Here is a 25,447-nt window from a genome sequence, read left to right on the forward strand (position 1 = left end):
CTCAATCTTCCTTGCCGACCACTACGCCGGAATACCAGGTGAACATCGGTGCCACGGATGCCCCGGAATATGGATCGGGGTTAATTTCACTGATGAAAAACGAATAACCGAACTCGTTTGCCGCAGGCCCGAAGAAGGCACCTTCGAAATTGCCCGTTGCGAAGTTCCGGCGGCTGCTCGAGACGAAGGAACCGCCGAATTCGGCAGCGTTGATCGTGCCTTCCCCCGTGAAGGTCGCGCCTCGGCCGGGCAGGCTGAGCAAGGTCGCCACCGTTCCGGCCGCAAAATCCGCGCTGAGAGTTGCTTCGCCCGTCATCCCGAAAGTGCGTGCCTTCACATAACCAAACTCGTAAATATCGCCCAACACGGCGCCCGTGTAAGTTGATGTCCCGATCTTGGGAACGTCCGCCTCGGGAGTAACAAGGCCAAACACCGCATAGGTGATCCTCGTGCGATCCAGCGCGAGGTCCGTGTGGCTCCACCTTGCATAGCTCGTATAGCTCAGCTCAACCGGCGCCTCTCCATTCGGAGCGGGGAAGATTGCGTTGCCATAGAGGCGCAGGCTGTCCAGCGTGCTCGTGCCGGAAACCTGGAAGCGATGTTCGTAACCGGGATAGTCGATATTGTCGCCAGCCGCGAAGGTCGCGCTGCTGGATGCATCCTGCACGGTATAGGTTTTCAGGACCGGGTCATACCGGACCGACATTTTTTCAGGCAATCCATATGCCCCGGAATCGGAGAACGAGGGATTGCTCACACTACCGATGCCCGTGCTGATAACGCCGCTATAGCCGATCAGGGACGTGAAGCCCGGGAACTCAGCCGCCTGCGAAAGCAGGGAAGTCGGGACAGGCGCCGGCGTAGGCGGCGGATTTGTGGGAGAGGGAGTCGGCGTTGATGGAGGAGTTGATGGAGGAGCGGGTGTCGGAGTTGATGGAGGAGCCGGTGTCGGCGTCGAATTGACCCCGCTACCGCCACAACCGGTCAATACGAGTGCGACGGACAATACCCAGCCGCCCGCAAGTAAATGTCCAACCGAGCGCTGCATCATGCCCCCAAAGCGATTCCCCAATCTGGCCGGATTAGACCGCCAAAGAGGGCATGCCGCTTAGGGATAGTGCGTAGGCACCTGAATTATTGTAGAAATCAGATTGCCGATACGTTCAGGAAGCCCGGGATCGGGCCGTTCCAGCCGCCATCGTCAGGCAGTTTGTCCTCGAACTTCGGGCGACGATCTTCGCCGCGGCGTTCGGGCTTCTGCTTCCGGCTATCCGAACGCTCGCCACGCTCTGCCCTGGGCTGACGTTCCTCGCGCGCGGGCTTGCGGGGTTCGCGCTCCTCGCGTTCGCGACCTTCACGCTCGCGGCTCTGCCGCTTCGGCTTTTCCGAGCGCGCGGGACGATCTTCTGCCTCCTCACCACCTTCGATAGTGAAGACAGGGATTTCCATCCCGGTCAGCTTTTCGACATTGGCGATCGCCTCCGCATCTTCGTCGCTGACGAAGGTGAAGGCGCGGCCCTTGGCCCCCGCGCGGCCGGTGCGGCCGATGCGGTGGACGTAATCGTCAGGATGCCAGGGCGTGTCGAAATTGAACACATGGCTCACGCCCTTCACGTCCAGCCCGCGGGCCGCGACGTCGGAAGCGCACAGGATGTTGATGTGCCCATCCTTGAACAGCTGCAGTTCGGCCAAACGCTGCGGCTGGTCCATGTCGCCATGGATTTCGCCCACGGCAAAGCCATGGCGCTTCAGGCTCTTGGCCAGTTCGCGCACCGTGGTCTTGCGGTTGGCGAAGATGATTGCGGTGCGCACATCGTCGGTCCGCAGCAGATGGCGCAGCGCCTCGCGCTTCTTGCGCGTGCTGACGAACACCTTGTGCTGGGCGATGTTGGTGTTGGTGGATGCCGGGCGGGCAACCTCGATATATTTCGGGTTGCTCAGGAACTTGTCCGCCAGCTTCTTGATCGGCGGCGGCATGGTGGCCGAAAACAGCAGTGTCTGCCGGTTGGGCGGCAGCTTGGAGCAGATCGTCTCGATATCCGGGATGAAGCCCATGTCGAGCATGCGATCCGCCTCGTCGATCACCAGCAGATCACAGCCGGTGAGCAGGATCTTGCCGCGTTCGAACAGGTCCATCAGGCGGCCCGGCGTAGCGATCAGCACGTCCACGCCTTCGTTCAGCGCCTTCACCTGATCGCCCATCTGCACGCCGCCGATCAGCAGAGCCATCTTGAGATCGTGGTTCTTGCCGTATTTCTCGAAATTCTCGGCCACCTGGGCAGCCAGTTCGCGCGTCGGCTCCAGGATCAGGCTGCGCGGCATCAGCGCGCGGCGGCGGCCGTGAGCGAGAATGTCGATCATCGGCAGCACGAAGCTGGCGGTCTTGCCGGTGCCAGTTTGCGCGATCGCGATCAGATCCTTCATCATCTGGATCTGCGGGATCGCCTGGGCCTGGATCGGCGTGGGCGCGTCATAGCCGGCGGATTCAACCGCTTGCAGCAATTCGTCAGACAGGCCGAGATCGGCGAATTTCATAGAATAGACAGTGTCCGGATTCGGCACGGGCTGCGAAATGCGCCCGGCGCTGGCGAAAGCAGCGCGCCCCAAGGCACACGGCAAACGCCGCGCCCTATGACGATACGGCAGGAAAAGTCAAGGAATTGGCGCCCCGGTCATCCGTCATTCACGAACTGCCACCAGCTGGCGGAACTGCTTGAGCGCGCATTTGCTGCCGGCGCGGGAATGAATCTTGTCACGCTTCACGCACAACATCCCGTCGCTGGTGCGCTGGACATAAAAGCCGGAATAGAAATCGCGTGCGCTGCAGGCCTTTTCCAGCGCGACGCTGATTACCTTGCGATCGCGCATGAACAGCAGCAGCCGGTCATCCGCCGTTGTCGCTACACCGGCAATCCCCTGCGCGGAGACACAGTCGCCGAACTTGCGTTCTTCCACATGGCTGGACTTCTTGCCCTGCGGCAACTGGGCCAGCAGATCGCTCTGATTGGCGATGGCGCGGGGGGAGATGCGGATCGTCACGCTCTGTTCGATGCGGACCTGCGCATTGTCCTGCGGGCCAAGGCTGTCATCCAGCGAGAGCGCCGGGGCGATGGCTGCGGCAGAGGATGCCAGCGGGCCGGCCACTTCGCCATCCTGCGCGGTAAGGCGCAGTTCCGGGCCGCCATGATCGGCGGGCGCATCGGCAAGCCCGGTGCCAAGCAGCAGGGCCAGCGGCGCAAAAAGGGCAGCGAAGCTGTTCATCAGAATTCGAACCTGGCGAGCGCCACATGCGCCCCGTCCCGCTTCTCTCCATAAGGCCGCCGCTTGAACATCGGCTTAACTCTTCGTTCGCAAGTTGCAAGCAGGCTGGCGGCGCGGCGGCCATCTGTGCCATAGGCGCCGCCATGAGCGAGACCTTCCTGACCGAAGCCGAGGCACTGCTCGGCCCGCGCGGCCTCACCCGCGATCCCGATCTGATGGAACCCTGGCTGACCGACTGGCGCGGCCGCTTCACTGGCGCCGCACTGGCCATGGCCTCCCCGGCCTCGACCGAAGACGTCTCCGCACTGGTCAAGCTGTGCGCCGCCCATTCCATCGTCATCGTGCCGCAGGGCGGGAACAGCGGCATGTGCGGCGGGGCGACCCCGGACAAGAGCGGCAAGGCCATCATCCTCTCCCTGCGGCGGATGCACGCGATCCGCTCCATCGACGAGGCATCGCGGCAGGCCGTGTGCGAGGCAGGCGTGATCCTGCAGACCTTCCACGAGGCGGTGGAGGCAAAGGGCCTGCGCTTCCCCCTGACACTGGGCGGCAAGGGATCGGCCACGATCGGCGGCCTGATTTCGACCAATGCCGGCGGCACGCAGGTGCTGCGCCACGGGTCCATGCGCGCGCAGGTGCTGGGGCTGGAAGCGGTGCTGGCCGACGGCAGCGTGTTCAGCGCCCTCACCCCGCTGAAGAAGGACAATCGCGGCTTCGACCTGAAGCAATTGCTGATCGGTTCGGAAGGCACGCTGGGGATCGTCACGGCCGCCACGCTGAAGCTGTCGCCCGGCCTTGCCGACCGGCTGGTGCTGTGGGCGGGCGTCACTTCGCTTACGGCGGCGCGGACTCTGCTGCTCCATTGCGAGGATGTCGCGGGCGATGCGCTGGAAGGCTTCGAAGTTATCGCCCAGTCCACCCTGAACGATGTGATCGACCATCTGCCCGGCTCGCGCCCTCCGCTGCAGGGCCAGCATGCCTGGCATGCCCTGATCGAGATCGTGGCCGAACGCGGCAACAGGCCCGATCTGCAGCAGCTGGCAGAAGACATGCTTGCTTCCGCCTTCGAGAAGGGCCTGCTGGAAGACGCGGTGATTTCCGCCAACGAAGCGCAGGCCGAAGCCTTCTGGCTGCTGCGCGATTCGATTGCCCCGGCAGAACGGGCGAAAGGCCCCGCCGTGCAGCACGACATCTCCGTGGCCGTGGAGAAGATGCCCGAATTCGTCGACACCGCCGTGCCCCTGCTCGAAGCGGCTTGGCCGGGCACGGAAGCGATCGCCTTCGGCCATCTGGGCGACGGCAATGTCCACTTCCACGTCATTGCCCCCAAGGGCGTCGATCCGCTGGCCTGGCAGGAAGGCGACGGGAAGAAGATCAGCGCGCAGGTCTATGGCCTTGTCACGGAATGGGACGGCTCGATCAGTGCCGAACACGGCATCGGACAGCTCAAGCGCGACGAACTGGGGCGGCTGGGAGACCCGGTTTCGCTGGCCATGATGCGCGCCGTGAAAGACGCGCTGGACCCTGCCGGCCTGCTCAATCCGGGTAAACTCGTGCCGCTTGCGCCGCCCCTTGCACCGCTGGGCGACAGGCCCTAAAGCCCCCGCTCGAACACCGCGGAAAATGCCGCTTTTTTGCAATTTTTTGACGTCGGAGAGATGCCAATGGCCACCGCGCCGAGCCCGAACCTGCCTCTGTTTTACCAGGATCTGATGCCGCTCAACCGGCGCGACCACGAAAAGTGGCGTTCGCGCCGCACGGATACCGCCGACTGGCTGATCGGCCAGCATGCGGTGCCGCTGACGGTGGACGAATTCGGCCCGGCCCAGCGCCATTTCCCGATCATCTTCTCGGCCGGCAACCGCCCGGTTCCGCTGGCGCTGTTCGGCCTTAACGAAGGCGTGAACGTCTATGTCGACGACAAGGGCGCGATCAGCAACGAGATCTACATTCCGGCCTATATCCGCCGCTATCCCTTCCTGCTCGCCAAGCTTGACCCGAACAGCGAGACGATGTCGCTCTGCTTCGACCCGTCGAGCAAGCTGCTGGGCGATTTCGAAGAAGGCGATACGCTGTTCGAAGGCGAGGAACCGGCCGATTTCACCAAGGGCGTGATGCAGTTCTGCGAACGCTTCGAGGAAGCCGGCTTCCGCACGCAGTCCTTCGTGGACGAACTGATCAAGCACGATCTGCTGATGGACGGCGAAGTCGCCATCACGCAGGACGGCCTCGACCAGCCCTACGTCTATCGCGGTTTCAAGATGATCAATCAGGAAAAGCTGCGTGACCTGCGCGGCGACATCCTGCGCACCTGGAACCAGAACGGCATGCTGGCGCTGATCTTCGCGCATATCCTGTCGCTGGATCTGCTGCGCGTGATCTTCGCCCGCCAGACCGCTCAGGGCAAAGGCCCCGGCGCAGGTGCACCGCAGGCCGTAAACTAAGTAGCTTCACGAAATTCCAGAAGAGAGGCGCCGGCGGGCTTGCAATTGGTCCGCAGGCGCCTATCTTTGGAATGTCCGGTTGCAGCTTCCCTCATGGCTCGACTGGATAAGTACGCGAGAGCGTACTTCCTCCCTGTACCTTGGCCACCTCGTGCACCTTGCACGAGGTGGTTTTTTATTGCCTGCCGCCGGAAGGCCCAGCCCTTGGGACGGGCCTATTCCCCCTTGGGAAGGGCCTATTCCGCAGCCTGAGCCAATTGCGCGCCCCGCCCCAATGCTGCCGTTTCGGCGGCCAGACGGCGCACCAGAGCCACCAGCGAAGTGACCATCGCCGCCATCGCTTCCACCGGCTCGGCCAGCCGCCGGTCCAGATAGGTGGAACGGCACACTTCCACCTGCACGGCGTGAATGCCCCTGCCCGGCGCGGCATGGCGGTCCAGCACATAGCCGCCCGCATAGGGCCGGTTGTGAGTCGCGATCCGGCGCTGCCGGTTCAACTCGTCAAAGGCGGCGGCGCACAGGGCGCCGTCACAGGTCGCGCCGAAACGGTCCCCCAGCACGATTTCCGGAGCAGGCTCCCCCGGCCCGCGCGGGCCGAGCGGCGGCATGGAATGCATATCCACCAGCAGGGCCGCGCCCCAGCGCGTGCGCAGGGCGGAAAGGCTGCCCGATATGGCTTCGTGATAGGGGCGGTGAACCCCTTCCAGCCGGGCTTCCAGCTCGGCCTCATCGAGGCGCGAGCGCCATAGCTCGCCCATCCCCGCCAGCCGCCGGGGCACCAGCCCCAGCCCGCTGCGCGCGCGGCGACTGACCCGTTCCCCCTGCCTGCCGGGCGGCGTGCCCAGCCGCAGCATGTCCCAATCCATCTCGTCCGGCGCGCGATTGAGGTCGATCATCGCACGCGGCGCATGGGCGATCAGCAGCGCGGCACCGGTTTCACGCGCCACTGCCGATGCCAGCAGATCGACATAGCGGTCTTCCAGCCGCAGCGACGCCTCGCCCGGATTGCGCAGCTGGCCGATCAGCGCGGGCGGATAGAGCCGCCCCGCATGGGGCACGGCCAGCAGCACGGGAATCGGTGAAGGTTCGTGGCTGGTCAGGGTGAAAGCCGGTTGGCCGGCGCAGCCGGGGATCGCCCCGCCCCTGAAGCCGCCCGATTCGCGCGTGATAGGATTGTCGCCCACGATCCCCACTTGCTGGCCCGGATCGCTAACCAAGTCAAAGGCGGCTGTCTCAAATGTGGCCAGCCGGGATTCCGCGAGAGATTATTAACGGCAAATGGGCTAAGGAGTTTCAACACCGGAAATCATAAGAAGGTACGGGTATGCGGCAAATCCTGCTGGCCGAAGACGAAGAGGCCATGCGCACCTATCTGGCGCGCGCACTGGAAAATGCAGGATACAAGGTTTCGGCGGTCGATCGCGGCACTGCCGCCATTCCCCTGCTCGAAACCGGCGAATACGATCTTTTGCTGTCGGACATCGTGATGCCGGAAATGGACGGGATCGAACTGGCCCAGCGCTGCGGCGAGATCAGCCCGCAGACCAAGGTGATGTTCATCACCGGATTCGCCGCCGTCACGCTGAAGGCCAATCGCGAAAGTCCGCGCGCCAACGTGCTTTCCAAGCCGTTCCACCTGCGCGACCTCGTGCTCGAGATCGAGCGCGTTTTCGAGGATCAGGCATCGGTAATGCTGTAAAAAACGAATAAAGCTGAAAAGCTTGTCCGCTACCCACTTGCAACCGGATCAAGGCGCCGCTAAACGGCCCGCCTGCCGGATGCTCCGGCGGACCGAATGGTGCGGGCGTATAGCTCAGTGGTAGAGCACTATGTTGACATCGTAGGGGTCGCAAGTTCAATCCTTGCTACGCCCACCATTCTGAAAAAGCGTCGCGAAAGCGGCGCTTTTTTCGTTTATAGGCCCAGTTCCTTGCGCCACGGCCGTGGCCTGCTAAGAGGCCCCTCATCCCATTTCTCTAGGCACAGGGGCCACTATGGCGAAGATCAAGGTCGCGAATCCCGTCGTCGAAATCGATGGCGACGAAATGACGCGGATCATCTGGCAATGGATCCGCGAAAGGCTGATCCAGCCCTATCTCGATATCGACCTGATCTATTACGATCTGTCGGTGCAGAAGCGTGACGAGACGGACGATCAGATCACCGTCGATGCCGCCAATGCCATCAAGGAACACGGCGTTGGCGTGAAATGCGCCACCATCACCCCCGATGAAGGCCGCGTTACGGAATTCGGCCTCAAGCAGATGTGGAAGAGCCCCAACGGCACCATCCGCAACATCCTGGGCGGCACGATCTTCCGCGAACCGATCGTTATTTCCAACGTCCCCCGCCTGATCCCGGGCTGGACCGATCCCATCGTGGTCGGCCGCCATGCCTTCGGCGACCAGTATCGCGCGACGGACTTCCTCGTTCCCGGCAAGGGCAAGCTGCGCCTGGTGTTCGAAGGTGAAGACGGCACGGTGATCGACCGCGAAGTGTTCAACTTCCCGTCCTCCGGCGTCGCCATGTCGATGTACAATCTCGACGATTCGATCCGCGATTTCGCCCGCGCCAGCATGAACTACGCGCTGAACCGCGGCTGGCCGCTCTACCTTTCCACCAAGAACACGATCATCAAGGCCTATGACGGCCGCTTCAAGGATCTGTTCCAGGAAGTGTATGAGAGCGAAGGCTTCAAGGCCAAGTTCGAAGACGCCAAGATCTGGTACGAACACCGCCTGATCGACGACATGGTCGCATCCGCGCTGAAGTGGAACGGCAAGTTCGTCTGGGCCTGCAAGAACTATGACGGCGACGTGCAGTCGGATCAGGTGGCGCAGGGCTTCGGCTCGCTCGGCCTGATGACCTCCGTGCTGATGACCCCCGACGGCAAGACCGTGGAAGCGGAAGCCGCCCACGGCACCGTCACCCGTCACTATCGCCAGCACGAACAGGGCAAGGCGACCAGCACCAACCCGATCGCCAGCATCTTCGCCTGGACGCGCGGCCTGATCTATCGCGGCCGTTTCGACAACACGCCCGACGTGGTGCGCTTCGCCGAAACGCTGGAAAAGGTCTGCATCGAAACCGTGGAAAGCGGCAAGATGACCAAGGATCTGGCCCTGCTGATCGGCCCGGACCAGCCGTGGATGACCACCGAGCAGTTCTTCGAAGCCATCGTGCAGAACCTCGAAACCGAAATGGCCAACTGGGCCTGATCGGACCTTTCCGGATCGGAAAAGAAAGAAGGCCGGGCCTGCATCATCGCAGGCCCGGCCTTTCCTTTTGCAATAAGCCGATGCGCCATGCCATCGCCTTGGCCCGGCAATCGTCAATCGCCACGCTCTCGCCGCACTGTATGCGCTTCCTCAAAAGATGCGTGAGGAAATCCCCATTTTGCGGCCGATAATAATCGAATTTAAGCTTTAAATATCAAATATTTATCATGCATTTTACAGCCTTTCTCCCAACTCGGAAGCACGGATTGCGGCCCCTCGGGAACACCCCGATTACGTGTAACATGTGTAACACCCCGGCGGCGGTCAGGCCGGCCGCAATGCCTGCTCGATCATCCTGCGCGCGATCTCCCGCTCACCCATGATCGTCAGATCCGCCCCGCAAGCGGCAAGGTGGCGTTCTTCCTCATCGCTATGGGCACGGGCAACGATCCGCAGCGCAGGGTTGATCGCCCGCGCCTGCTCCACGATCTGCCCGGCCTCGAAGCTCTGGGGAATCGCAACGAACAGCAACCGCGCCTCGCCCAGGTTTGCCCGTTCAAGCACCGCCGGCCCAGCGGCGTTCCCGCCGATCACGGTCACACTCTCCCCCGAGGCGGGCAGCCCGGCGAAATCGTCTTCCGCCTCGATCACGGTCATCCGCTCCCCTGCCTCGATCAGCTTCTCGCCGATCAGCGAACCGACCCGGCCATAGCCGATCAAAACAACATGCCCCTTGGCCACGGAAACCGCCGCCTGCGCTTCGGCCAGCGCCGTAGGTTCCGCCTTGCTCTCCCTGCGGGAAATCAGGCTGAACAGCAGCGGATTGATCAGGATCGAGAAGATCGCACCTGCCAGAATCAGATCGCGCGCCGCACCGGGGATCAATTCCAGCGAAGTGCCCAGCGTAGCCAGGATGAAGGAAAACTCGCCGATCTGCGCCAGGCTGGCCGCGATGGTCAGCGCGGTGCGATGCGGACGGCGGAAGGCACGCACGATCAGATAGGCGGCAATCGACTTGCCCAGCACAATAATCGCTACCGTGGCGATCAGCGCGAGCGGCCGTTCCACCACCACATGCGGGTTGAACAGCATGCCCACCGAAACGAAGAACAGCACCGCGAAGGCATCGCGCAGCGGCAGCGTCTCTTCCGCCGCCCGCTGGCTGAGCTGCGATTCGGACAGGATCATGCCCGCGAAGAACGCACCGAGCGCAAAGGAAACGCCGAACAGCGCCGCGGCGCCGAAGGCCACGCCGAGCGCGATGGCCAGCACAGCCAGCCGGAACAATTCGCGCGATCCGCTATGCGCCACTTCGTGCAGCAACCAGGGGATCGCGCGGCGGCCCACGATCAGCATGAAGGCAATGAAGGCGCCCACTTTCACCATCGTCAGGCCCAGCGCATTGCTGATACCCGCAATCGAACCGTCGCCAGCAGCCACTGCTGGCAGCAGCACCAACGCGAATACCATCACCAGATCTTCCACGATCAGCCAGCCGACCGCGATCTTGCCGCGCTCCGTCTCCAGCAGCCGGCGTTCCTGTAGGGCGCGCAGCAGCACCACCGTGCTGGCTACAGAGAGGGCCAGGCCGAAGACGATGCCGCCCGCCACGCCCCAACCGAGGAGCAATGCAAGCCCCGTGCCCAGCAGCATTGCCACCCCGATCTGCGCTACAGCACCCGGAATGGCCACCTTGCGCACCGCCATCAGCTCTTTCAGCGAAAAATGCAGCCCCACGCCGAACATCAGCAGGATCACGCCCAGTTCCGCCAGCTGATCGGCAAGATGCTGGTCGGCCACATAGCCGGGCGTGAACGGCCCGATCACCACCCCAGCCATCAGATAGCCGATCAGCGGCGGTAATTTCACCCTATGCGCCAGCGCCCCCAGCACGAATGCGAGAACAATCCCGCCAACAAGCGTGGCAATAAGCGGCGTGGCATGAGGCATGCGGCGTCAGGTTCCTTCTTTTCGCGATACCGAAAGTTAGAACAGAAAAAGCGCCGGCTGCGAAGGGCGCCGCCACAGATTTTTCCGCAATGCACCCGAACCGCGCCGATTCATTCGGACATGGAGGGTTTTGGCGCCGATCCGTGGGTGACAATCCCTTCGCGCCTGCAATAAGCTTTCATTATGGCACATGGCGATTTCACCTCCACCTTCCTGTCCGATGCGCTGGTGATCCTCGGCGCGGCGGGACTGGTGATCCCGATCTTCGCCCGCTTCCGTATCACGCCGGTCATCGGCTTCATCCTGGTCGGCGTGTTGGTCGGCCCCTATGGGTTGGGCAAGCTCGTCTACAGCTATGACTGGCTTGGCTACGTCACCATAACCGATCCCGAAGGGCTGGACCCCTTTGCCGAATTCGGCATCATCCTGCTGCTGTTCACTATCGGACTGGAACTGAGCTTCAACCGGCTGTGGGAGATGCGAAAGCTCGTCTTCGGGCTGGGCGCGCTCGAACTGACGGTTATTGCCTGCCTGCTCACGGCCTTCCTCGCCATGCTCGGCCAGTACTGGACCGGCGCGCTAGGGCTTGGCCTTGCCCTCGCCCTATCCTCCACCGCGCTGGTGCTGCAGATTTCCGGCACGCAATCACCCGTTGGGCGCGCGGCGCTGGCCATGCTGCTGTTCGAGGATATTGCGATCGTCCCGATCATCTTCCTGCTCGGCGCGCTCGCGCCCTATGCCGCGAGCGACGGGGCAGAAGGACTGGTTACCACACTGTGGCAGGGTGCGCTGGTGGTCGGAGCGTTATTGCTCCTCGGACGTCTAGCGCTGCCCCCGCTATTCGCACAGGCCGCCCGCACTAAAAGCCCGGAACTGTTCCTTGCCGCCAGCCTGCTGGTGGTGATCGGCGCCAGCCTCGCCACAGCCGCGACAGGCCTCTCCCCGATCGTCGGTGCGCTGATTGCCGGGCTGCTGATTGCGGAGACCGAATATCACTCCGAAGTCGAACAGATCACCGAACCATTCAAGGGCCTCGCCCTTGGTGTGTTCCTGATCACCGTCGGCATGGGGATCGATCTCACCACCATCTGGGCCAATCTCGGCCCGATCGCGCTGGCCGTCGTGGGTGTGCTGACCCTGAAGGCCATCGTCACCGGCGTGCTGCTGCGGCTGATGGGCGCGCGGCCAGGCACGGCGACCGAGACCGGCATACTCATGGCCAGTCCTTCGGAAACCACCCTGATCGTGCTCGCCGCCGCCACCCAGGCCCTGCTGATCCAGCCCGGCACGGCGCAGTTCTGGCAGATCGTGACGGCCATCGGCCTCACCGTCACCCCGCTGCTGGCGCGACTGGGCCGAATGATCGGGCGACGCGTCGATCCCACTCCCGCTTTGGAAGATGTCTCTTCCCGGCCGGGCGAGCCGCATGTGATCGTGGTCGGTTTCGGCCGCGTCGGGCGTCTGGTTGCCGATATGCTTACGCGCCACGGCAAGCCCTATATCGGGGTGGACGGTGACACTGATCTTGTCGAACGGGCGCGGCGTGACGGCTATGCCGTGACTTTCGGCGATGCAGCCCGCATCAAGGTGCTGGAACGGTTGGGCGTTGCGACCGCGCCCGCAGTAGTCCTCACCATGGACGAGCCGGTGTTGGCCCAGCGCCTGGTGCGCAAATTGCGTCAGGCCTATCCGAACCTGCTGATTATCTCCCGCGCGCGCGACATCGAACATGCCGCCCTGCTCTATCGCAGCGGCGCCACTCATGCCGTGCCCGAAACGCTGGAAAGCTCGCTCCAGCTATCGGAGGCCGTGCTGGTCGATCTGGGCGTCGCCATGGGCCCGGTGATCGCCTCCATCCATGAAAAGCGCGACGAATATCGAGAAAAGATTCAGACCGACGGTGCGCTGGACCATAAGCCGAAACTCAGGACCAGTACGTCCGAGAGCTGAGCTAGCCAGTCAGTTGGAGGCACTTTCTTCGCTGCGGGCTACTGCCAGGCCGAATGGTTGCCTGATCGGGCGAATTACACCAAGTTCTGCGGAGTAGTCGCCTTCGACGAGAGCCGCGCGAAACTTCCTGCCCCTCGGCGTCAGACGAAAATGTTGGCCGACTTCGGTGATGCCGCCGGCGGAATCGGTATATTCAACAGAACCTTCGAAGACGAAGCTGTCCCCGTCGCGCTGCAACTCAGCAACGATAGTTTCGTTGCACCAGCCTTCGCACAGCACATATTCGACAAAGTGGCGACCGGATTCCTCGTAAAATCGCAATTCAAGCCCGCCGAGATCACCGGTTTCCCGCGACATGCGGACATTGCCAAAAATGCCTGACGGCCAAGGAGAAACCCCGGCCGAAAGCGGCACAGCGATAAGGGCGAGCGTAGCCACAGGCCACGCTGCCCTCAGTCTCATGCCGCGACAGATTCCAGGGCAGCCTTCACCGCCGCAATCGCGTCCGCCGCCTTGGCGCCATCGGGCCCGCCGCCCTGCGCCATATCGGCGCGGCCGCCGCCGCCCTTGCCACCCAGCGCTTCCACGCCTGCACGCACCAGCGTTACGGCATCGAACTTGCCGGTGAGATCGTCAGTCACCGCAGCGGCAATCGCAGCCCGGCCTTCATTGACGGCAACGATGGCCGCGATGCCAGAACCCATGCGCTTCTTCGCTTCGTCGAGAAGCCCGCGCAATTCCTTGGCGTCCAGCCCTTCGATGACCTGACCGGAGAATTTCACTCCGCCCACTTCCTCGTCCGCTGCAGCAGGCGCGGCCCCGCCGCCACCGCCCAACGCGAGGGCACGCTTGGCTTCCGCCAGTTCCTTCTCGAGGCGCTTGCGCTCGTCCACCAATGCGGCAACGCGGGCTTCTACCTCTTCAGGCGAGGTCTTGAGCGTGCCCGCCACAGTCTTCAGTGTTTCCTCGCGGCCAACCAGCCACTGGCGCGCAGCCTCGCCGGTCAGTGCCTCGATACGGCGCACACCGGAAGATACGGCGCTTTCCGAAACGATGCGGAACACGCCAATATCGCCTGTGGCGCGCACATGGGTGCCGCCGCACAGTTCGACGGAATAATTGCGGCCCGTATCGGCAGCTGTATGCCCCATCGAAAGGACGCGCACCTCGTCGCCATATTTCTCGCCGAACAGCGCCATGGCGCCTGCCGCGATGGCATCGTCCGGCGTCATCAGACGCGTGGTAACGGGATCGTTGTGGCGGATCTCGGCATTCACTTCGGCTTCGATCAGCGCGATTTCCTCGGTACTGAGCGCCTTGGTATGCGAGAAGTCGAAACGCAGACGATCAGCCGCGACCATCGAACCCTTCTGGGTGACATGGTCGCCCAGATGGTTGCGCAGCGCCGCGTGCAGCAGGTGCGTGGCCGAGTGGTTCGAGCGGATGGCATCGCGGCGAGCAACGTCCACGTCGAGGCGGACCGTATCGCCCACTTTCACCGTGCCGCTTTCCACCTTGCCGCGCATGGCATGCAGGCGACCGAGCGGCTTGGAAGTGTCCGCGATGGTGATCGCAAGGCCGCCCGGGCCGGAGATCGTGCCTGCATCGCCGACCTGACCACCGCTTTCGCCATAGAAGGGCGTCTGGTTGGTCAGCACGATCACATCCGTGCCAGCATCGGCGGACTGGACTTCCTTGCCATCTGCCACCAGCGCCACGACCTGGCCTTCACCGCTGGTCGAGACATAGCCGGTGAATTCGCTGGCGCCTTCACGCTCGGCAATATCGAACCACACTTCCTCGTCCGCAGCAGCGCCGGAGCCCTTCCAGGCGGCGCGCGCAGCAGCCTTCTGACGGGCCATGGCGGCATCGAAGCCGGCCTTGTCCACGCCGATGCCGCGCGAACGCAGCGCGTCTTCGGTCAGGTCATAAGGGAAGCCGAAAGTGTCATAGAGCTTGAAGGCCGTCTCGCCCGGAAGCTCCGACCCTTCGCCCAGATCACCGGTTTCTTCTTCCAGCAGGCGCAGGCCCTTGTCGAGCGTCTGGCGAAAGCGCGTTTCCTCACGCTCCAGCGTTTCCTCAATCAGGCTCTGGGCGCGGGTCAGTTCGGGATAGGCCTGGCCCATTTCCGTGACCAGCGCAGGCACCAGACGGTGCATCAGCGGTTCGGCTGCGCCCAGCAGGTGCGCATGGCGCATGGCCCGGCGCATGATGCGGCGCAGCACATAACCGCGACCTTCATTGGAAGGCAGCACGCCATCGGCGATCAGGAAGCTGGTGGAACGCAGGTGATCCGCAATCACGCGATGGCTGGCCGTGTGATCGCCTTCAGCCTTCACCTTGGTGAGTTCGACCGACTGGTTGATCAGCGCCTGGAACGTGTCCGTCTCGAACACGGAATGCACGCCCTGCATCACGGTTGAGATACGTTCCAGCCCCATGCCGGTATCGATGCTGGGGCGCGGCAGATCGCCGATGATCTGATCGGCTTCCTGCATGTGCTGCATGAAGACGAGGTTCCAGATTTCGACGAAGCGATCGCCGTCTTCCTCGGGCGATCCCGGAGGGCCGCCCCAGATTTCCGGGCCGTGATCCCAGAAGATTTCAGAACAGGGACCGCAGGGGCCGTCCGAGCCCATAGCCCAGAAATTATCCTTGGTGGCGATGCGGATGATCCGCTCGTCTGGCAGGCCGGCGATCTTCTTCCAGAGATTCCAGGCCTCGTCATCCGTGTGATAAACGGTGACCGACAGGCGATCCTTCGACAGCCCGAACTCGCCCGTGACGAGGTTCCAGGCCAGCTCGATCGCACGTTCCTTGAAGTAATCACCGAAGGAGAAGTTACCCAGCATCTCGAACAGGGTGAGGTGGCGGGCAGTATAGCCGACATTGTCGAGATCGTTGTGCTTGCCCCCGGCGCGCACGCATTTCTGCGAGCTGGCCGCACGCGGCGCAGGCGGAGTTTCGAGCCCGGTAAAGACGTTCTTGAACGGAACCATGCCCGCATTGACGAACATCAGTGTAGGGTCGTTATACGGCACAAGCGGTGCCGAAGGCATGACCTGATGCCCGTTGGCCCCGAAATAATCGAGAAATGTGCGGCGGATATCGTTCGACGAGTTCATGGCTCGCAACTAGGATGTGCGAAAGCGAAAGCCAAGCCCGAGATGCATGGCCGAATGCCGCTTTTGCGCCAAATCCGGACCGGCGCAGCCAATAGCGGCTTTATTTGCGCTTCGCTGTGACGATCCAGGCTCCGGCGGCAAAGGCGATGATACCATCTATTTCTCGCGAGGCGACGAAGCTGCGCAGCTTCTGGCGGAACGCTGATTGTACTTCTTCGGTCATAGCGGCCATTGCGGTGGCGACAGGGCCGATGGTGGAGAAATAGGCAACCGCGTCGCTGACAGGATCTTCCCCCATTCCCACGACCATGGCGAAATCGAAGGGATCGAGATGGACATCCTCCCAGCCCGACGAGGCAAGGATGCGTTTCACCCGATCGGGATCGGCAAAGGCCATCGGCCCGGGTGCTTCGGGATCGGGCGGAATAGGAGGCGGTGGAAGCAGGCTGCCGACCGCCGTGAAAATCTCGTTCACTGCCGGCGAGCGGAAGCAGGAGAACAGCAGGCCGGCGCCGGGCGCGGCAATGGAGGCCATATGGGCAAAGGCAGCGACCGGATCGGCAAAGAACATTACGCCATGGCGCGAAATCAGCAGATCGGGCCGGAAATCACCCAACGGCACCCAGCGCGAAGCATCGCCAAGTGCAAATGCCGCATTGGACAGGTTGCGCCCGCGATCGCGCGCGACTTCAATAAGCTGGGGCGAAATATCGACGCCCATGACATCGACAGTGGGCCGTCCACGGGCAATGGCGAGCGACAATTCCCCCGCTCCGCAACCGACATCCAACACACTGGCGAAAGTGAAATCGCGCGTTGAACGCAGCAGCCTTTCGGTCAGCCCGCCCCAGCTACGGTCGGTCCGGCGCCATTCGGCGGCCCAGCTACTGCCGGCCTGCCCTTCCCAATCCATCACCCTCGACATGCTGTCCGCACCTTCCGTTGCCCCAACGAATTCGCGTTGAGTATTTCAGGCTAAACCCTCTGTGCGCTTGCGCCAAGCGGCGACACGAAAAAGCCGGCTCGAGCCCCGTCAGGGAAACTCGCGCCGGCTTCGTTCTCGCAAACGCCACAGTACGCGGCGCTTCTTGAGGATCAGTCTTCGGAGTCCGCGTCCGGCCCCGTCATCATCTCCTCGGCAACCTCGTCGGTCCGGCCGCGAATGGCGGCTTCCAACCGGTCGCAAATCTCGGGATTTTCCTTCAGATAGGTCTTGGCGTTTTCGCGGCCCTGACCGATCCGGATGCTGTCATAGCTGAACCACGAACCGGACTTCTCGACGAGGCCAACCTTCACACCGAGATCGAGAATCTCACCAATCTTGGAAATGCCTTCGCCATACATGATGTCGAATTCCACCTGCTTGAACGGCGGGGCGACCTTGTTCTTCACTACCTTTACGCGTGTGGCGTTGCCGACAATTTCCTCGCGATCCTTGATTGCACCGGTGCGGCGAATGTCGAGACGGACCGAAGCGTAGAACTTGAGCGCATTACCGCCGGTCGTGGTTTCCGGATTGCCGTACATCACGCCGATCTTCATGCGCAGCTGGTTGATGAAGATCACCATGCAGCGCGAGCGGCTGATCGAGCCGGTAAGCTTGCGCAGGGATTGCGACATGAGGCGGGCCTGCAGGCCGACATGGCTGTCGCCCATCTCACCCTCGATTTCGGCCCGGGGAACCAGCGCCGCAACCGAATCGACCACCAGCACGTCGATCGCATTGGAGCGCACCAGCGTGTCGGTGATTTCCAGCGCCTGCTCGCCCGTGTCGGGCTGCGAGACGATCAGTTCATCGATGTTGACGCCCAGTTTCTTGGCATAGACCGGATCGAGCGCATGTTCGGCATCGATGAAGGCCGCAGTGCCGCCGGATTTCTGCGCTTCGGCAATAACGTGAAGCGCCAGCGTGGTCTTGCCCGAGCTTTCCGGGCCATAGACTTCGATCACGCGGCCGCGCGGCAGGCCGCCGACGCCAAGAGCGATATCGAGACCGAGCGAACCGGTGGAAATGGCTTCCACCTGCATCGCTTCCTTCGAGCCCAGCTTCATTGCCGAACCCTTGCCGAAAGCACGGTCGATCTGTGCGAGAGCGGCGTCCAGCGCCTTCTGACGGTCCATAGTATCCTTATCCACGAGCTTCAGTTGCGTCGCCATCGAGGGCCTCCGTCAGTGCCTAGAGCCAAGACCGGAAAGGTCAACCGACGGAAGGTGTATCGCATTTGTTCTCATGGAACAAGAGTGGAACGAATTTTTTTCGTCACTCCGAAAACCGGCGGTTTTCTGCCAGTTCAGTCATCCTCATCTTCAGCGGAACGCACTTCCCAGTCAATGTTGACGGATGCACCAGCGGGAATCGTCCGCTCGATCACCCACTGGCCGTCCTTCACGGACATGCCCTTCACCTTCTTGCGCACGCCCCAGTCTGCCGGGCGGCCGAGTTCAACGCGCGCCTTGATCGGATGACGATTGGCGTTGGTGAGGGTGGCGCGGGTGGGAAGCCAGGGATTGCCCTCATCGCCAGGCTCGGCCTCGGTCTGCCGGACACAGAGGGCGAAGGCGTTAGGGCTTTCGCCCAGCGCAATCTCTACGTCCTGCCCTTCCGCATAGTCTCGCAGGGTCTCCTCCCCAACCAACAAATCTCCGGCCGAGGACGGCTCAAACAAGGTAACTCCGCCCATCGGCAAGGCTACGCCCAGTCCGTGCTTCTTGTCGTTCTTCGTCTTGAGCACGCGGCGCAGGGCCTGCGGATCGCTGGAATTATTCCACGGTGAGCAAGAGGCACGATATTCCAATTCGCCCTGCACTGCGTCCTTGTCGAGGAATGCGACCTGCTTCATCGACTTCGAAGCGACCGTTACCCGTTCGGGCACGCGATAGAGCTTGAGATCGCCAAGAGCCTCTTCGGTGGCGACCATGGCGACCGGAGACGCCATCGACTGCGCTACCCGGAATGATCCTGTCACCACGATTTCAGCATCTGCTTCCATCATCATTGGTGCAGGAGGCGGCGGCGGTGGCGGATATGGATAGTTCTCCGGCGAACCTTCCGCCGTGCTGCCAAGCGGATAGCAGGTCAAAAACAGGCCCCTGCCCCGCGGCGGATCGGAGAGGCCCTGAAAATCGCTTTCCACGTTGAGCTTGCCCGCCACTACCAGCAGCGTGGCATCTTCGAAGCTCTGACCATTGTCGTTCACCAACGTGAGCCAGGACCGCAGGCGCAGCTTCTCCTTGCCCACGGGCGCCTTGTCCTCGAACGTGCCGACATAATGGGCCTGCCAGTCGAAGCCCCAGGCAATGTAGGTGAGCTGGACCTGATAAGTGCCGCCACTCGCATCGCGTGTGTCGATACTGAACACCGGTTGGGCCGAAAGGCCATCGGGCACGCTGTCGAAGGTCAGCTTTTCGGGCATTCCGGCGCAACGCACCGCTTCGTAGCCCTGCGCGGTTTGGAGGACGAGGCCGCCATCGGCCCGAGTGCGCACCACGGCGCTCTCCGCCGACTGAGCCCCGGTTGCCGGATTGGTGCGCGTAATCGTGACCCGGTTGCCCAAAGTCCCGTCCACCAGAGCGGCGGGGGAAAGCAGGTCCGCATTGCGGTTTTTCTCGATCGTTCCGCCCGGCAGGCCGGTGACGATGGCGCTGACCGCGACCATGCCTTCGGCCACGCCCTCGAAGCGGATGGTCGATTCGCCCGGAGGGAGCGTGACGGTGCGTGTCTCGTTGATCATTGCAAAGCCTCGCGGCCAATTGCGATTGATCTGGTCATCCGGCCCGCGATCGGGGTCGCGATAGAGCGTGACAGACACTGCGCTGGGAGCCGAAGCCATCACAGCTTCGCGCGCAGCTGCCGGAGCGGCCCAGGCCATTGAGAGCAAGGCCGCGGCCAGCGTCAGGGTGGGAAAGGCGGCGCGCGCCATGCCGGGCCTCAGTAACGCGTTTCGTAAGTGACCCGGACGACCCGTTCGCCATTGGCAGGAACAGGCACAGTCCATTTGCGGCGGTCGGCGTTGAGCTGTTCGCCCGGCACATCCTCGCTCACGATGCGGAAGTCACGGCCCCACCAGCCATAGTCGAGCCCGTTCTGATAGAGATCGACATTCACCGGCTGCGATTTCGCATTGGTGAGAGTGTAGCGCATGGTGGTGCGGTAATAGGTCACGGGGCGTTCGGCCTCGCCCTGCACCACGCTGCCATCTTCCTTGATCACCCGCCAGCGCGCGGATTTTTCCCATTCCGCGCCGGTAATCTTCTCGCGCTTTTCGACTTCGGACTTCACGAAGATGTCGAAGGCATCGCCGGTCTTCAAGGTCAACTCGCTGCCCATCGGCGTGTGACCGATCTGGTTCTCACCGATGAATTGCGGCGTGCCCTTGCTGTCGCGCTGATAGAAGCGGACTATGCCTGCCGGCAGCGCATCGCCCAGCCCGCCCTGCTTCGAGGAGGAAAAGGCAATCTGGCTCGACACATTGCGCGGATCGCTGTCGCTCTGCAGCCAGCCCACTTCGAAACCATAGACCTTGCGCGCGGGCACGGCTTGCACATCAAGGAAGCTGACCTGCTTGGTCTGATTATTGGCAATCGTGGTGCGCCCGTCGATCGGGTAGATGTAATAATCGCCCAATTGCTCGCGGTCAGCCGTCTCGGTGCCCGGAACGAAGGAGCCTCGTGGCGGTGAAACCGGGCGCACCGAGTTGTAGCGCGGGTTGTATCCGCTGCTGACGGAAGTGGGGCTGCCTGCCACCAGTAAGGTCTTGGCATTGTCGAAAGTGGTGCCGGTGCTGTTGGTCAGCGTCACCCAGCCCTGCACGTCCACTGTGCCCTTGCCCTCGTCATAGAGAGCCACATAGTCGGACGACCAGCCGAGGCCGGGCGTAAGATAGCGGATCGAAGCCGGGCGATTGCCGGCGCGGCTGCTGTCGACAGTAACGGACAGAGTCGGGCGAGCGCGCAGGTTCGGCGGCACGCCGTCGAAGATCACGCGCACCGGCAGGTCATCGTCGCGCAGCACCTCGATCCGGTCACCGATGCGGATCACCACGCCTCCTGCGGTGGAAAGGACCGTCGCCCGCTCGCGCGTTTCCTGTCCGGTGGCCGGATTGGTGCGCAGCAGAGTGACGGTCTGGCCGATGGCCTTTTCCATCAGCTTGGTGGGGGTGAGCAGGTCGAAATCGAAATTCTGTTCGACGATGCCGGTATCCGCTGCCGAAAAGCTGAGCGTTTCGGGCCGGATCATGGCCGACACATCCGGAAACTCGATCCGGCTGCGGCCATTGGCGATGGGGAGCTGGCGCACATCCTGCACCAGCGCCTGGCCGTTATTATAAATGGTGACGGAGACATCGCCCTGGGCGCTTGCCCCCTGGGCGGCGGCCGTCTGGGCCGTGGCTGGCTGTTGCACAACGATAAGCGCGCCCGAAAGCGCAGTGGCAGTGGCGGCAATACGGGCGAAGTTGCGGATCATGATCTGACCTACTCCCAAAGATACGGGTCCATACCCTTGACGGAGAGGTTTGCGCCGCGCCTGTTACCCTTCGATGAACGGAGGCATAGGGGCGGCGACTTGCGTCACAGCCGGTAACAATACCCCTGCCGGTAACGAAGCAGGCCTTTTACCCGCGCGGGGCGCTCAGCACCTCGGCCACCTTGTTGGCGATCTGCTGCACCGAAAAAGGCTTGGGAATGAAGTGCATATCTTCCAGGTCGATTTCGTTGCGGAGCTGTTCCTCCGCATAGCCGGACATGAACAGCACCGGCAGTTGCGGGGCGATCCGACGCAATTCGCGGGCCATTGCCGGGCCATCCATGGTCGGCATGACCACGTCACTCACCACAAGGTCGAACTCGCCCCCGCCACGCACCTTTTCCAGGCCTTCCTCGCCATCGCTGGCCGTGGTAACGATGTAGCCCTGCCGGGTCAGCGCCCGTTCGGCCACGGCGCGTACCATATCCTCGTCTTCCACCAGCAAGATGCGTCCGCCACCGGACCAGCTGGAGGAAACTTCCTTCTCCGCTTTCACCGCGACAGGCTCGTCCGAATGATAGACCGGCAGATAGATCGTGAAACGCGCGCCACGGATAGAGCCATTTTCTGCCGCGACATTGTCCGCGAAGATGAACCCACCCGACTGCTTGACGATGCCATAGACGGTGGAAAGGCCAAGGCCGGTGCCCTTGCCCATTTCCTTGGTAGTGAAGAACGGATCGAAGATCTTAGCGAGATGCTCGGACGGAATACCGCCCCCGGTATCTTCCACGATCAGCACCGTATAATCGCCCACCGGGAGAATCTCGCTGCTCATGCGGCGGATATCTGATGAAGCGATACGGCGCGTGGCCATGGTCAGGCGGCCGGTTCCATCGCCGCGTGAGTGGATCGCATCGCGCGCATTGACGGCCAGATTGACGATCACCTGTTCCAACTGCTGCGGATCGGCGCGGACAGGGCCGAGGTTGCGATCGTGATGGACGCGAAATTCGATCTTTTCCCCCATCAGGCGCTTCAGCAACTGGCTGACTTCGGCCACCACATCGGGCACTTGCAGCACTTGCGGGCGCAAGGTCTGCTGGCGCGAAAAGGCGAGCAACTGCCGCGTCAGGCTGGCTGCACGGTTCGAATTCGCCTTGATCTGCTGGATGTCGTCATAATCGCTGTCGCCCGGCGTGTGGCGCAACAGCATGAGATCGCAATAGCCGATGATGGCCGTCAGCACATTGTTGAAATCATGCGCCACGCCGCCGGCGAGCTGGCCCACAGCCTGCATCTTGGTAGCCTGCGCGATCTGGCGCTTCAGGCGCGTTTCCTCAGTCGTATCGGCAAGGCTGAGCAGCACGGCCGGCTCCCCCAGTCCGCGCACGCCAGCGATGCCGAGCGAGACCGGATCGTCCGGATTGTGCTTCAGGCGCACTGCCATGTCCGTGCTGGACGCCGAACCCTGGCCGAAGCGGCGCACAGCATCCACCAGCGCGGCCTTGTCTTCCTTCACCACCAGATCGGAAGGATAGGGCACCAGATCGCGCCCATCTATACCCGCCGCACGCATGAAGGCGGGATTGGCGAACAGGAAATGGCCATCGCGATCGGTCATGGCGAGGCCGAGCGGCAATTGTTCGAGCAGCGCCTGCAATTGCGGCGTGCCGGTCTGAGCTTCCGAGCCCCAGGCACTGCCTATGCCCACCCCGGCCTCCAGCAGCAACATCAGCGATGGCGCCTTGTCGGCCGACGCCTCGCTCGCGCCCGGATCGACCAGCGGCACATGCACAAGCGTTTGCGGCGTGCCCTTGCGCCCCTCACGGGAGAAATAGATCCGGTCGCGCTCGTCGCTACGCAGCAGGGCGGCGAAATCCTGCCCGACCAGTGTGGCAGCAGGATCGCCTGCAGCGCGCACTGCAAAGCCTTCGCTTACCGTTCGGACAATGCCGTCATGGCCGACAAGAGCCGCCTCGATCCCCGCCTGCGACAGCACGCGGCCGAACGGCCCGGCAATGCGCCCGCCGATTTCCGCCAGTGGATCGCTGCGCTGCAGCGGCTCGAACCGCCAGACAAGGTAATCGTCCCCCCGCCCTGCGCGGGCAGCACTGACCTTCCAGCCTTTGCCCTCGATCTCCAGCGAGTCGAGCGCGGCAGCACCGTCGCGCCAGGCACCACGGGCAGTGCGCGTCAGCATCTCCACCGCACTATCGGCAAAGGGCATGGCAGGCGGTGCATTATCCGTGCCGAAATTGGCCACGAATTCGGAATTGGCGCAGGTAAGGCGGCTTGCCCGGTCGGTAATGGCAACGGCCACGCCGGCTTGTTCGATTGCCGTCACCGTGACGGACCAGTCTGGCAGTGTGCCGCTTGCCGCGACCGGCGCGGTGCGCGTGCGCGTCAAAAACCAGGCCAGTGTGCCCAGCACTGCCAGTGCGCCGACATAGGCGATCATGACCGATGCTTCGCCGGTGACGATCCAGATCAGGATGGCGCTGATAACCAGCGCCGCCGCTACCAGCGCGGCTCCGTTCCCTGCTGTGCCGCCCAGCCGCCGCTGCGCAATATCGGCGGCGCGGCTCATTCTGCCGGGCTGAAATCGCCGGAAGCGCTGCTGCCGGTGCCATTGGCGAGCCGGTGGCGCCGCCTGCGGGCAACCATGTTGCGCCAGATAAAGGAGGTCATGAGATAGCCGATCGCAGCCGCAACCACCGAGATGACGAGCAGCCCGATCAGCAGGGCCGGGGCCGCGTCGGACAGCAGCCACCTGCTCCAGTCGCCGACGGACGCGCCATGTTCGTAAAGGCTCATGAAGGTCGCAAGGTCGGCGTGGAAGCCGAGGCCAGAGCCGATATAGAGCGATCCGGCCAGAATGAATGGCGTCGTCGCCGGGTTGGACAGGAAGGTCATCCCCGCAGCGAGCGGGATATTGCCACGGAACGGCACGCACATCAGCGCCGCACCGACGATCTGTACGCCCGGAATAAGCGCGAAGATGCCTACCAGCAGGCCGATGGCCACGCCGCGCGGCACCGACCGGCGGGTTAGCCGAAACAGCTCGGTCCGCCGCGCGAGCGGACGGATCAGCCTGATTTCCTCAAGCTGTTCCCGGCTGGGAATCTGCCGCTTGATCCAGTCGGCCAGCGCAGTCTTTGATCGGGTGGCGTTCATCTGGCCTTGCATATCGGTATCGCCGCCCTGTGCGGCAAGGACTATCCTATACCGGAATTGGGCAAAACGACGGGTGAACGCCTTTCGCGCGCAAGTCCCGGCAGGGCAAGTCCCAAACAGCGGAAAATCGCTGTCCGCGCGCCAGATGAAATCAGCAATGCGACAAGTGTTGCCCCGCTGCCGCAATTCGCGGGCCAAAGCGGCCTTTTCGGACCCCGTTCAGCCCTTGTCCCGCATCAGCCTGGCCTTGTCGCGCTTCCAGTCGCGTTCCTTGATGCTGGCGCGCTTGTCGTGAGTCTGCTTGCCCTTGGCCAGCGCCAGTTCAACCTTCGCCCGCCCGCGCGAATTGAAGTAAACCATCAGCGGCACTAGCGTCATGCCCTTGCGCTCAACCGCACCCAGCAGCTTTTCAATCTCACGGGCATGCAGCAGCAGCTTGCGCGGGCGTTTGGGTTCGTGATTGAAGCGATTGCCGTGGCTGAATTCGGGGATGTTGGCATTGACGAGGAATGCCTGGCCATCGCGGATTTCGGCATAGCTTTCGGCAATGGAGCCTTCGCCACCACGCAGGCTCTTCACCTCGGTTCCGGTCAGCGCGATCCCGGCCTCATACGTATCCTCGATATGATAATCGAATCGCGCGCGACGGTTCTCCGCGACGATCTTCTTCTTGTCGAACGTAGTTGGTTTGGGCCGTGCCATGATGAGGCGCCATGTAGGGGCAGCGGGGCAAAAGGAAAAGGTGAGACTTTTTCCGTGGACGTCCTTACTTGCCCTGCCGCCCGATCCACTCCATCGTCGGGCCAGAAAAGGGGGCGCATCAATGGGTTGGCACAAAAACATCAAACGCTTGCGGCT

Annotated in this window: 19 protein-coding genes and 1 tRNA gene; 6 read left to right on the forward strand and 14 right to left on the reverse strand. The window is 62.8% G+C overall.

Annotation, left to right across the window (positions count from 1 at the left end; all coding sequences use genetic code 11):
- Position 1 precedes the first annotated feature (1 nt).
- The 3 genes from SZ64_RS06990 to SZ64_RS07000 form a co-directional block, all read right to left on the reverse strand.
- Positions 2-706 (reverse strand): transferrin-binding protein-like solute binding protein, encoded by a 705-nt coding sequence (locus SZ64_RS06990; RefSeq protein WP_054530159.1) that lies wholly within the window; start codon positions 704-706, stop codon positions 2-4.
- Between the two features lie 440 nt (positions 707-1,146).
- The gene (locus SZ64_RS06995; protein WP_054532134.1) at positions 1,147-2,535 is read right to left on the reverse strand and encodes a DEAD/DEAH box helicase; all 1,389 of its coding nucleotides are present in this window, start codon (positions 2,533-2,535) and stop codon (positions 1,147-1,149) included.
- A gap of 144 nt (positions 2,536-2,679) precedes the next feature.
- Positions 2,680-3,261 (reverse strand): hypothetical protein, encoded by a 582-nt coding sequence (locus tag SZ64_RS07000; protein WP_054530160.1) that lies wholly within the window; start codon positions 3,259-3,261, stop codon positions 2,680-2,682.
- Between the two features lie 143 nt (positions 3,262-3,404).
- On the opposite strand from SZ64_RS07000, the gene SZ64_RS07005 reads away from it, so the two are divergent.
- Together SZ64_RS07005 and SZ64_RS07010 are read left to right on the forward strand one after the other, a co-directional pair.
- Positions 3,405-4,859 carry an FAD-binding oxidoreductase gene (locus SZ64_RS07005; protein WP_054530161.1) on the forward strand — a complete coding sequence of 485 codons (1,455 nt, stop codon included), beginning with the start codon at positions 3,405-3,407 and terminating at the stop codon, positions 4,857-4,859.
- Positions 4,860-4,925: 66 nt separating this feature from the next.
- Entirely contained in the window at positions 4,926-5,705 is a 780-nt protein-coding gene (locus SZ64_RS07010; RefSeq protein ID WP_054530162.1) for a SapC family protein, read from the forward strand.
- A 236-nt stretch (positions 5,706-5,941) separates the two neighbouring features.
- Here SZ64_RS07010 and SZ64_RS07015 read toward each other — a convergent pair whose 3' ends face one another.
- The gene (locus SZ64_RS07015) at positions 5,942-6,889 is read right to left on the reverse strand and encodes an N-formylglutamate amidohydrolase (protein ID WP_054532135.1); all 948 of its coding nucleotides are present in this window, start codon (positions 6,887-6,889) and stop codon (positions 5,942-5,944) included.
- A gap of 140 nt (positions 6,890-7,029) precedes the next feature.
- Here SZ64_RS07015 and SZ64_RS07020 point away from each other — a divergent pair, with 140 nt between their 5' ends.
- From SZ64_RS07020 to SZ64_RS07030, 3 genes are all read left to right on the forward strand, one after another.
- The gene (locus SZ64_RS07020) at positions 7,030-7,404 is read left to right on the forward strand and encodes a response regulator (RefSeq protein ID WP_054530163.1); all 375 of its coding nucleotides are present in this window, start codon (positions 7,030-7,032) and stop codon (positions 7,402-7,404) included.
- Positions 7,405-7,507: 103 nt separating this feature from the next.
- Positions 7,508-7,582, forward strand: a tRNA-Val gene (locus SZ64_RS07025).
- 117 nt (positions 7,583-7,699) lie between these two features.
- Complete coding sequence (locus SZ64_RS07030; protein ID WP_054530164.1) at positions 7,700-8,923, forward strand: NADP-dependent isocitrate dehydrogenase; 1,224 nt, start codon at positions 7,700-7,702, stop codon at positions 8,921-8,923.
- Positions 8,924-9,247: 324 nt separating this feature from the next.
- Here SZ64_RS07030 and ybaL read toward each other — a convergent pair whose 3' ends face one another.
- On the reverse strand, positions 9,248-10,873 hold the full coding sequence (ybaL, locus tag SZ64_RS07035) for a YbaL family putative K(+) efflux transporter (RefSeq protein ID WP_054530165.1): 1,626 nt from the start codon (positions 10,871-10,873) through the stop codon (positions 9,248-9,250).
- A gap of 183 nt (positions 10,874-11,056) precedes the next feature.
- On the opposite strand from ybaL, the gene SZ64_RS07040 reads away from it, so the two are divergent.
- Complete coding sequence (locus tag SZ64_RS07040) at positions 11,057-12,823, forward strand: cation:proton antiporter (protein WP_054530166.1); 1,767 nt, start codon at positions 11,057-11,059, stop codon at positions 12,821-12,823.
- 9 nt (positions 12,824-12,832) lie between these two features.
- On the opposite strand, the gene SZ64_RS07045 is transcribed toward SZ64_RS07040, so the two are convergent.
- The 9 genes from SZ64_RS07045 to smpB form a co-directional block, all read right to left on the reverse strand.
- Positions 12,833-13,261 carry a hypothetical protein gene (locus tag SZ64_RS07045; RefSeq protein ID WP_156313561.1) on the reverse strand — a complete coding sequence of 143 codons (429 nt, stop codon included), beginning with the start codon at positions 13,259-13,261 and terminating at the stop codon, positions 12,833-12,835.
- A 20-nt stretch (positions 13,262-13,281) separates the two neighbouring features.
- Positions 13,282-15,948, reverse strand: coding sequence for an alanine--tRNA ligase (alaS, locus tag SZ64_RS07050; protein WP_054530168.1), 2,667 nt, complete (start codon positions 15,946-15,948; stop codon positions 13,282-13,284).
- Between the two features lie 100 nt (positions 15,949-16,048).
- Complete coding sequence (locus SZ64_RS07055; protein WP_054530169.1) at positions 16,049-16,873, reverse strand: methyltransferase domain-containing protein; 825 nt, start codon at positions 16,871-16,873, stop codon at positions 16,049-16,051.
- A 170-nt stretch (positions 16,874-17,043) separates the two neighbouring features.
- Entirely contained in the window at positions 17,044-18,105 is a 1,062-nt protein-coding gene (gene recA, locus SZ64_RS07060; RefSeq protein WP_054530170.1) for a recombinase RecA, read from the reverse strand.
- A 134-nt stretch (positions 18,106-18,239) separates the two neighbouring features.
- Positions 18,240-19,868 carry a hypothetical protein gene (locus SZ64_RS07065; protein WP_054530171.1) on the reverse strand — a complete coding sequence of 543 codons (1,629 nt, stop codon included), beginning with the start codon at positions 19,866-19,868 and terminating at the stop codon, positions 18,240-18,242.
- Positions 19,869-19,876: 8 nt separating this feature from the next.
- Positions 19,877-21,412, reverse strand: a complete 1,536-nt coding sequence (locus SZ64_RS07070; RefSeq protein WP_054530172.1) for a DUF4139 domain-containing protein — start codon at positions 21,410-21,412, stop codon at positions 19,877-19,879.
- Positions 21,413-21,560: 148 nt separating this feature from the next.
- Positions 21,561-24,002 (reverse strand): response regulator, encoded by a 2,442-nt coding sequence (locus tag SZ64_RS07075; RefSeq protein WP_082384467.1) that lies wholly within the window; start codon positions 24,000-24,002, stop codon positions 21,561-21,563.
- A complete protein-coding gene (locus SZ64_RS07080) occupies positions 23,999-24,589 on the reverse strand; it encodes a DUF2062 domain-containing protein (RefSeq protein WP_054532137.1) in 591 nt (196 codons plus the stop codon). The genes SZ64_RS07075 and SZ64_RS07080 overlap by 4 nt, the downstream gene beginning before the upstream one ends.
- Positions 24,590-24,808: 219 nt before the next feature.
- Positions 24,809-25,291, reverse strand: a complete 483-nt coding sequence (gene smpB / locus SZ64_RS07085; protein ID WP_054530173.1) for an SsrA-binding protein SmpB — start codon at positions 25,289-25,291, stop codon at positions 24,809-24,811.
- Positions 25,292-25,447: the final 156 nt, after the last annotated feature.

The sequence above is a fragment of the Erythrobacter sp. SG61-1L genome (assembly GCF_001305965.1).
Taxonomy (GTDB): Bacteria; Pseudomonadota; Alphaproteobacteria; order Sphingomonadales; family Sphingomonadaceae; genus Andeanibacterium.

Bases quoted from the DNA above. Each gene is read 5' to 3' on its own strand.
- recA (WP_054530170.1), bottom strand. From the start codon at position 18,105: ATGGCGACGCAACTGAAGCTCGTGGATAAGGATACTATGGACCGTCAG.
- smpB (WP_054530173.1), bottom strand. From the start codon at position 25,291: ATGGCACGGCCCAAACCAACTACGTTCGACAAGAAGAAGATCGTCGCG.
- ybaL (WP_054530165.1), bottom strand. From the start codon at position 10,873: ATGCCTCATGCCACGCCGCTTATTGCCACGCTTGTTGGCGGGATTGTT.
- SZ64_RS06995 (WP_054532134.1), bottom strand. From the start codon at position 2,535: ATGAAATTCGCCGATCTCGGCCTGTCTGACGAATTGCTGCAAGCGGTT.
- SZ64_RS07000 (WP_054530160.1), bottom strand. From the start codon at position 3,261: ATGAACAGCTTCGCTGCCCTTTTTGCGCCGCTGGCCCTGCTGCTTGGC.
- SZ64_RS07080 (WP_054532137.1), bottom strand. From the start codon at position 24,589: ATGAACGCCACCCGATCAAAGACTGCGCTGGCCGACTGGATCAAGCGG.
- SZ64_RS07010 (WP_054530162.1), top strand. From the start codon at position 4,926: ATGGCCACCGCGCCGAGCCCGAACCTGCCTCTGTTTTACCAGGATCTG.
- SZ64_RS07005 (WP_054530161.1), top strand. From the start codon at position 3,405: ATGAGCGAGACCTTCCTGACCGAAGCCGAGGCACTGCTCGGCCCGCGC.
- SZ64_RS07065 (WP_054530171.1), bottom strand. From the start codon at position 19,868: ATGGCGCGCGCCGCCTTTCCCACCCTGACGCTGGCCGCGGCCTTGCTC.
- alaS (WP_054530168.1), bottom strand. From the start codon at position 15,948: ATGAACTCGTCGAACGATATCCGCCGCACATTTCTCGATTATTTCGGG.
- SZ64_RS06990 (WP_054530159.1), bottom strand. From the start codon at position 706: ATGTCGGTCCGGTATGACCCGGTCCTGAAAACCTATACCGTGCAGGAT.
- SZ64_RS07020 (WP_054530163.1), top strand. From the start codon at position 7,030: ATGCGGCAAATCCTGCTGGCCGAAGACGAAGAGGCCATGCGCACCTAT.
- SZ64_RS07030 (WP_054530164.1), top strand. From the start codon at position 7,700: ATGGCGAAGATCAAGGTCGCGAATCCCGTCGTCGAAATCGATGGCGAC.
- SZ64_RS07055 (WP_054530169.1), bottom strand. From the start codon at position 16,873: ATGTCGAGGGTGATGGATTGGGAAGGGCAGGCCGGCAGTAGCTGGGCC.
- SZ64_RS07070 (WP_054530172.1), bottom strand. From the start codon at position 21,412: ATGATCCGCAACTTCGCCCGTATTGCCGCCACTGCCACTGCGCTTTCG.
- SZ64_RS07040 (WP_054530166.1), top strand. From the start codon at position 11,057: ATGGCACATGGCGATTTCACCTCCACCTTCCTGTCCGATGCGCTGGTG.
- SZ64_RS07075 (WP_082384467.1), bottom strand. From the start codon at position 24,002: ATGAGCCGCGCCGCCGATATTGCGCAGCGGCGGCTGGGCGGCACAGCA.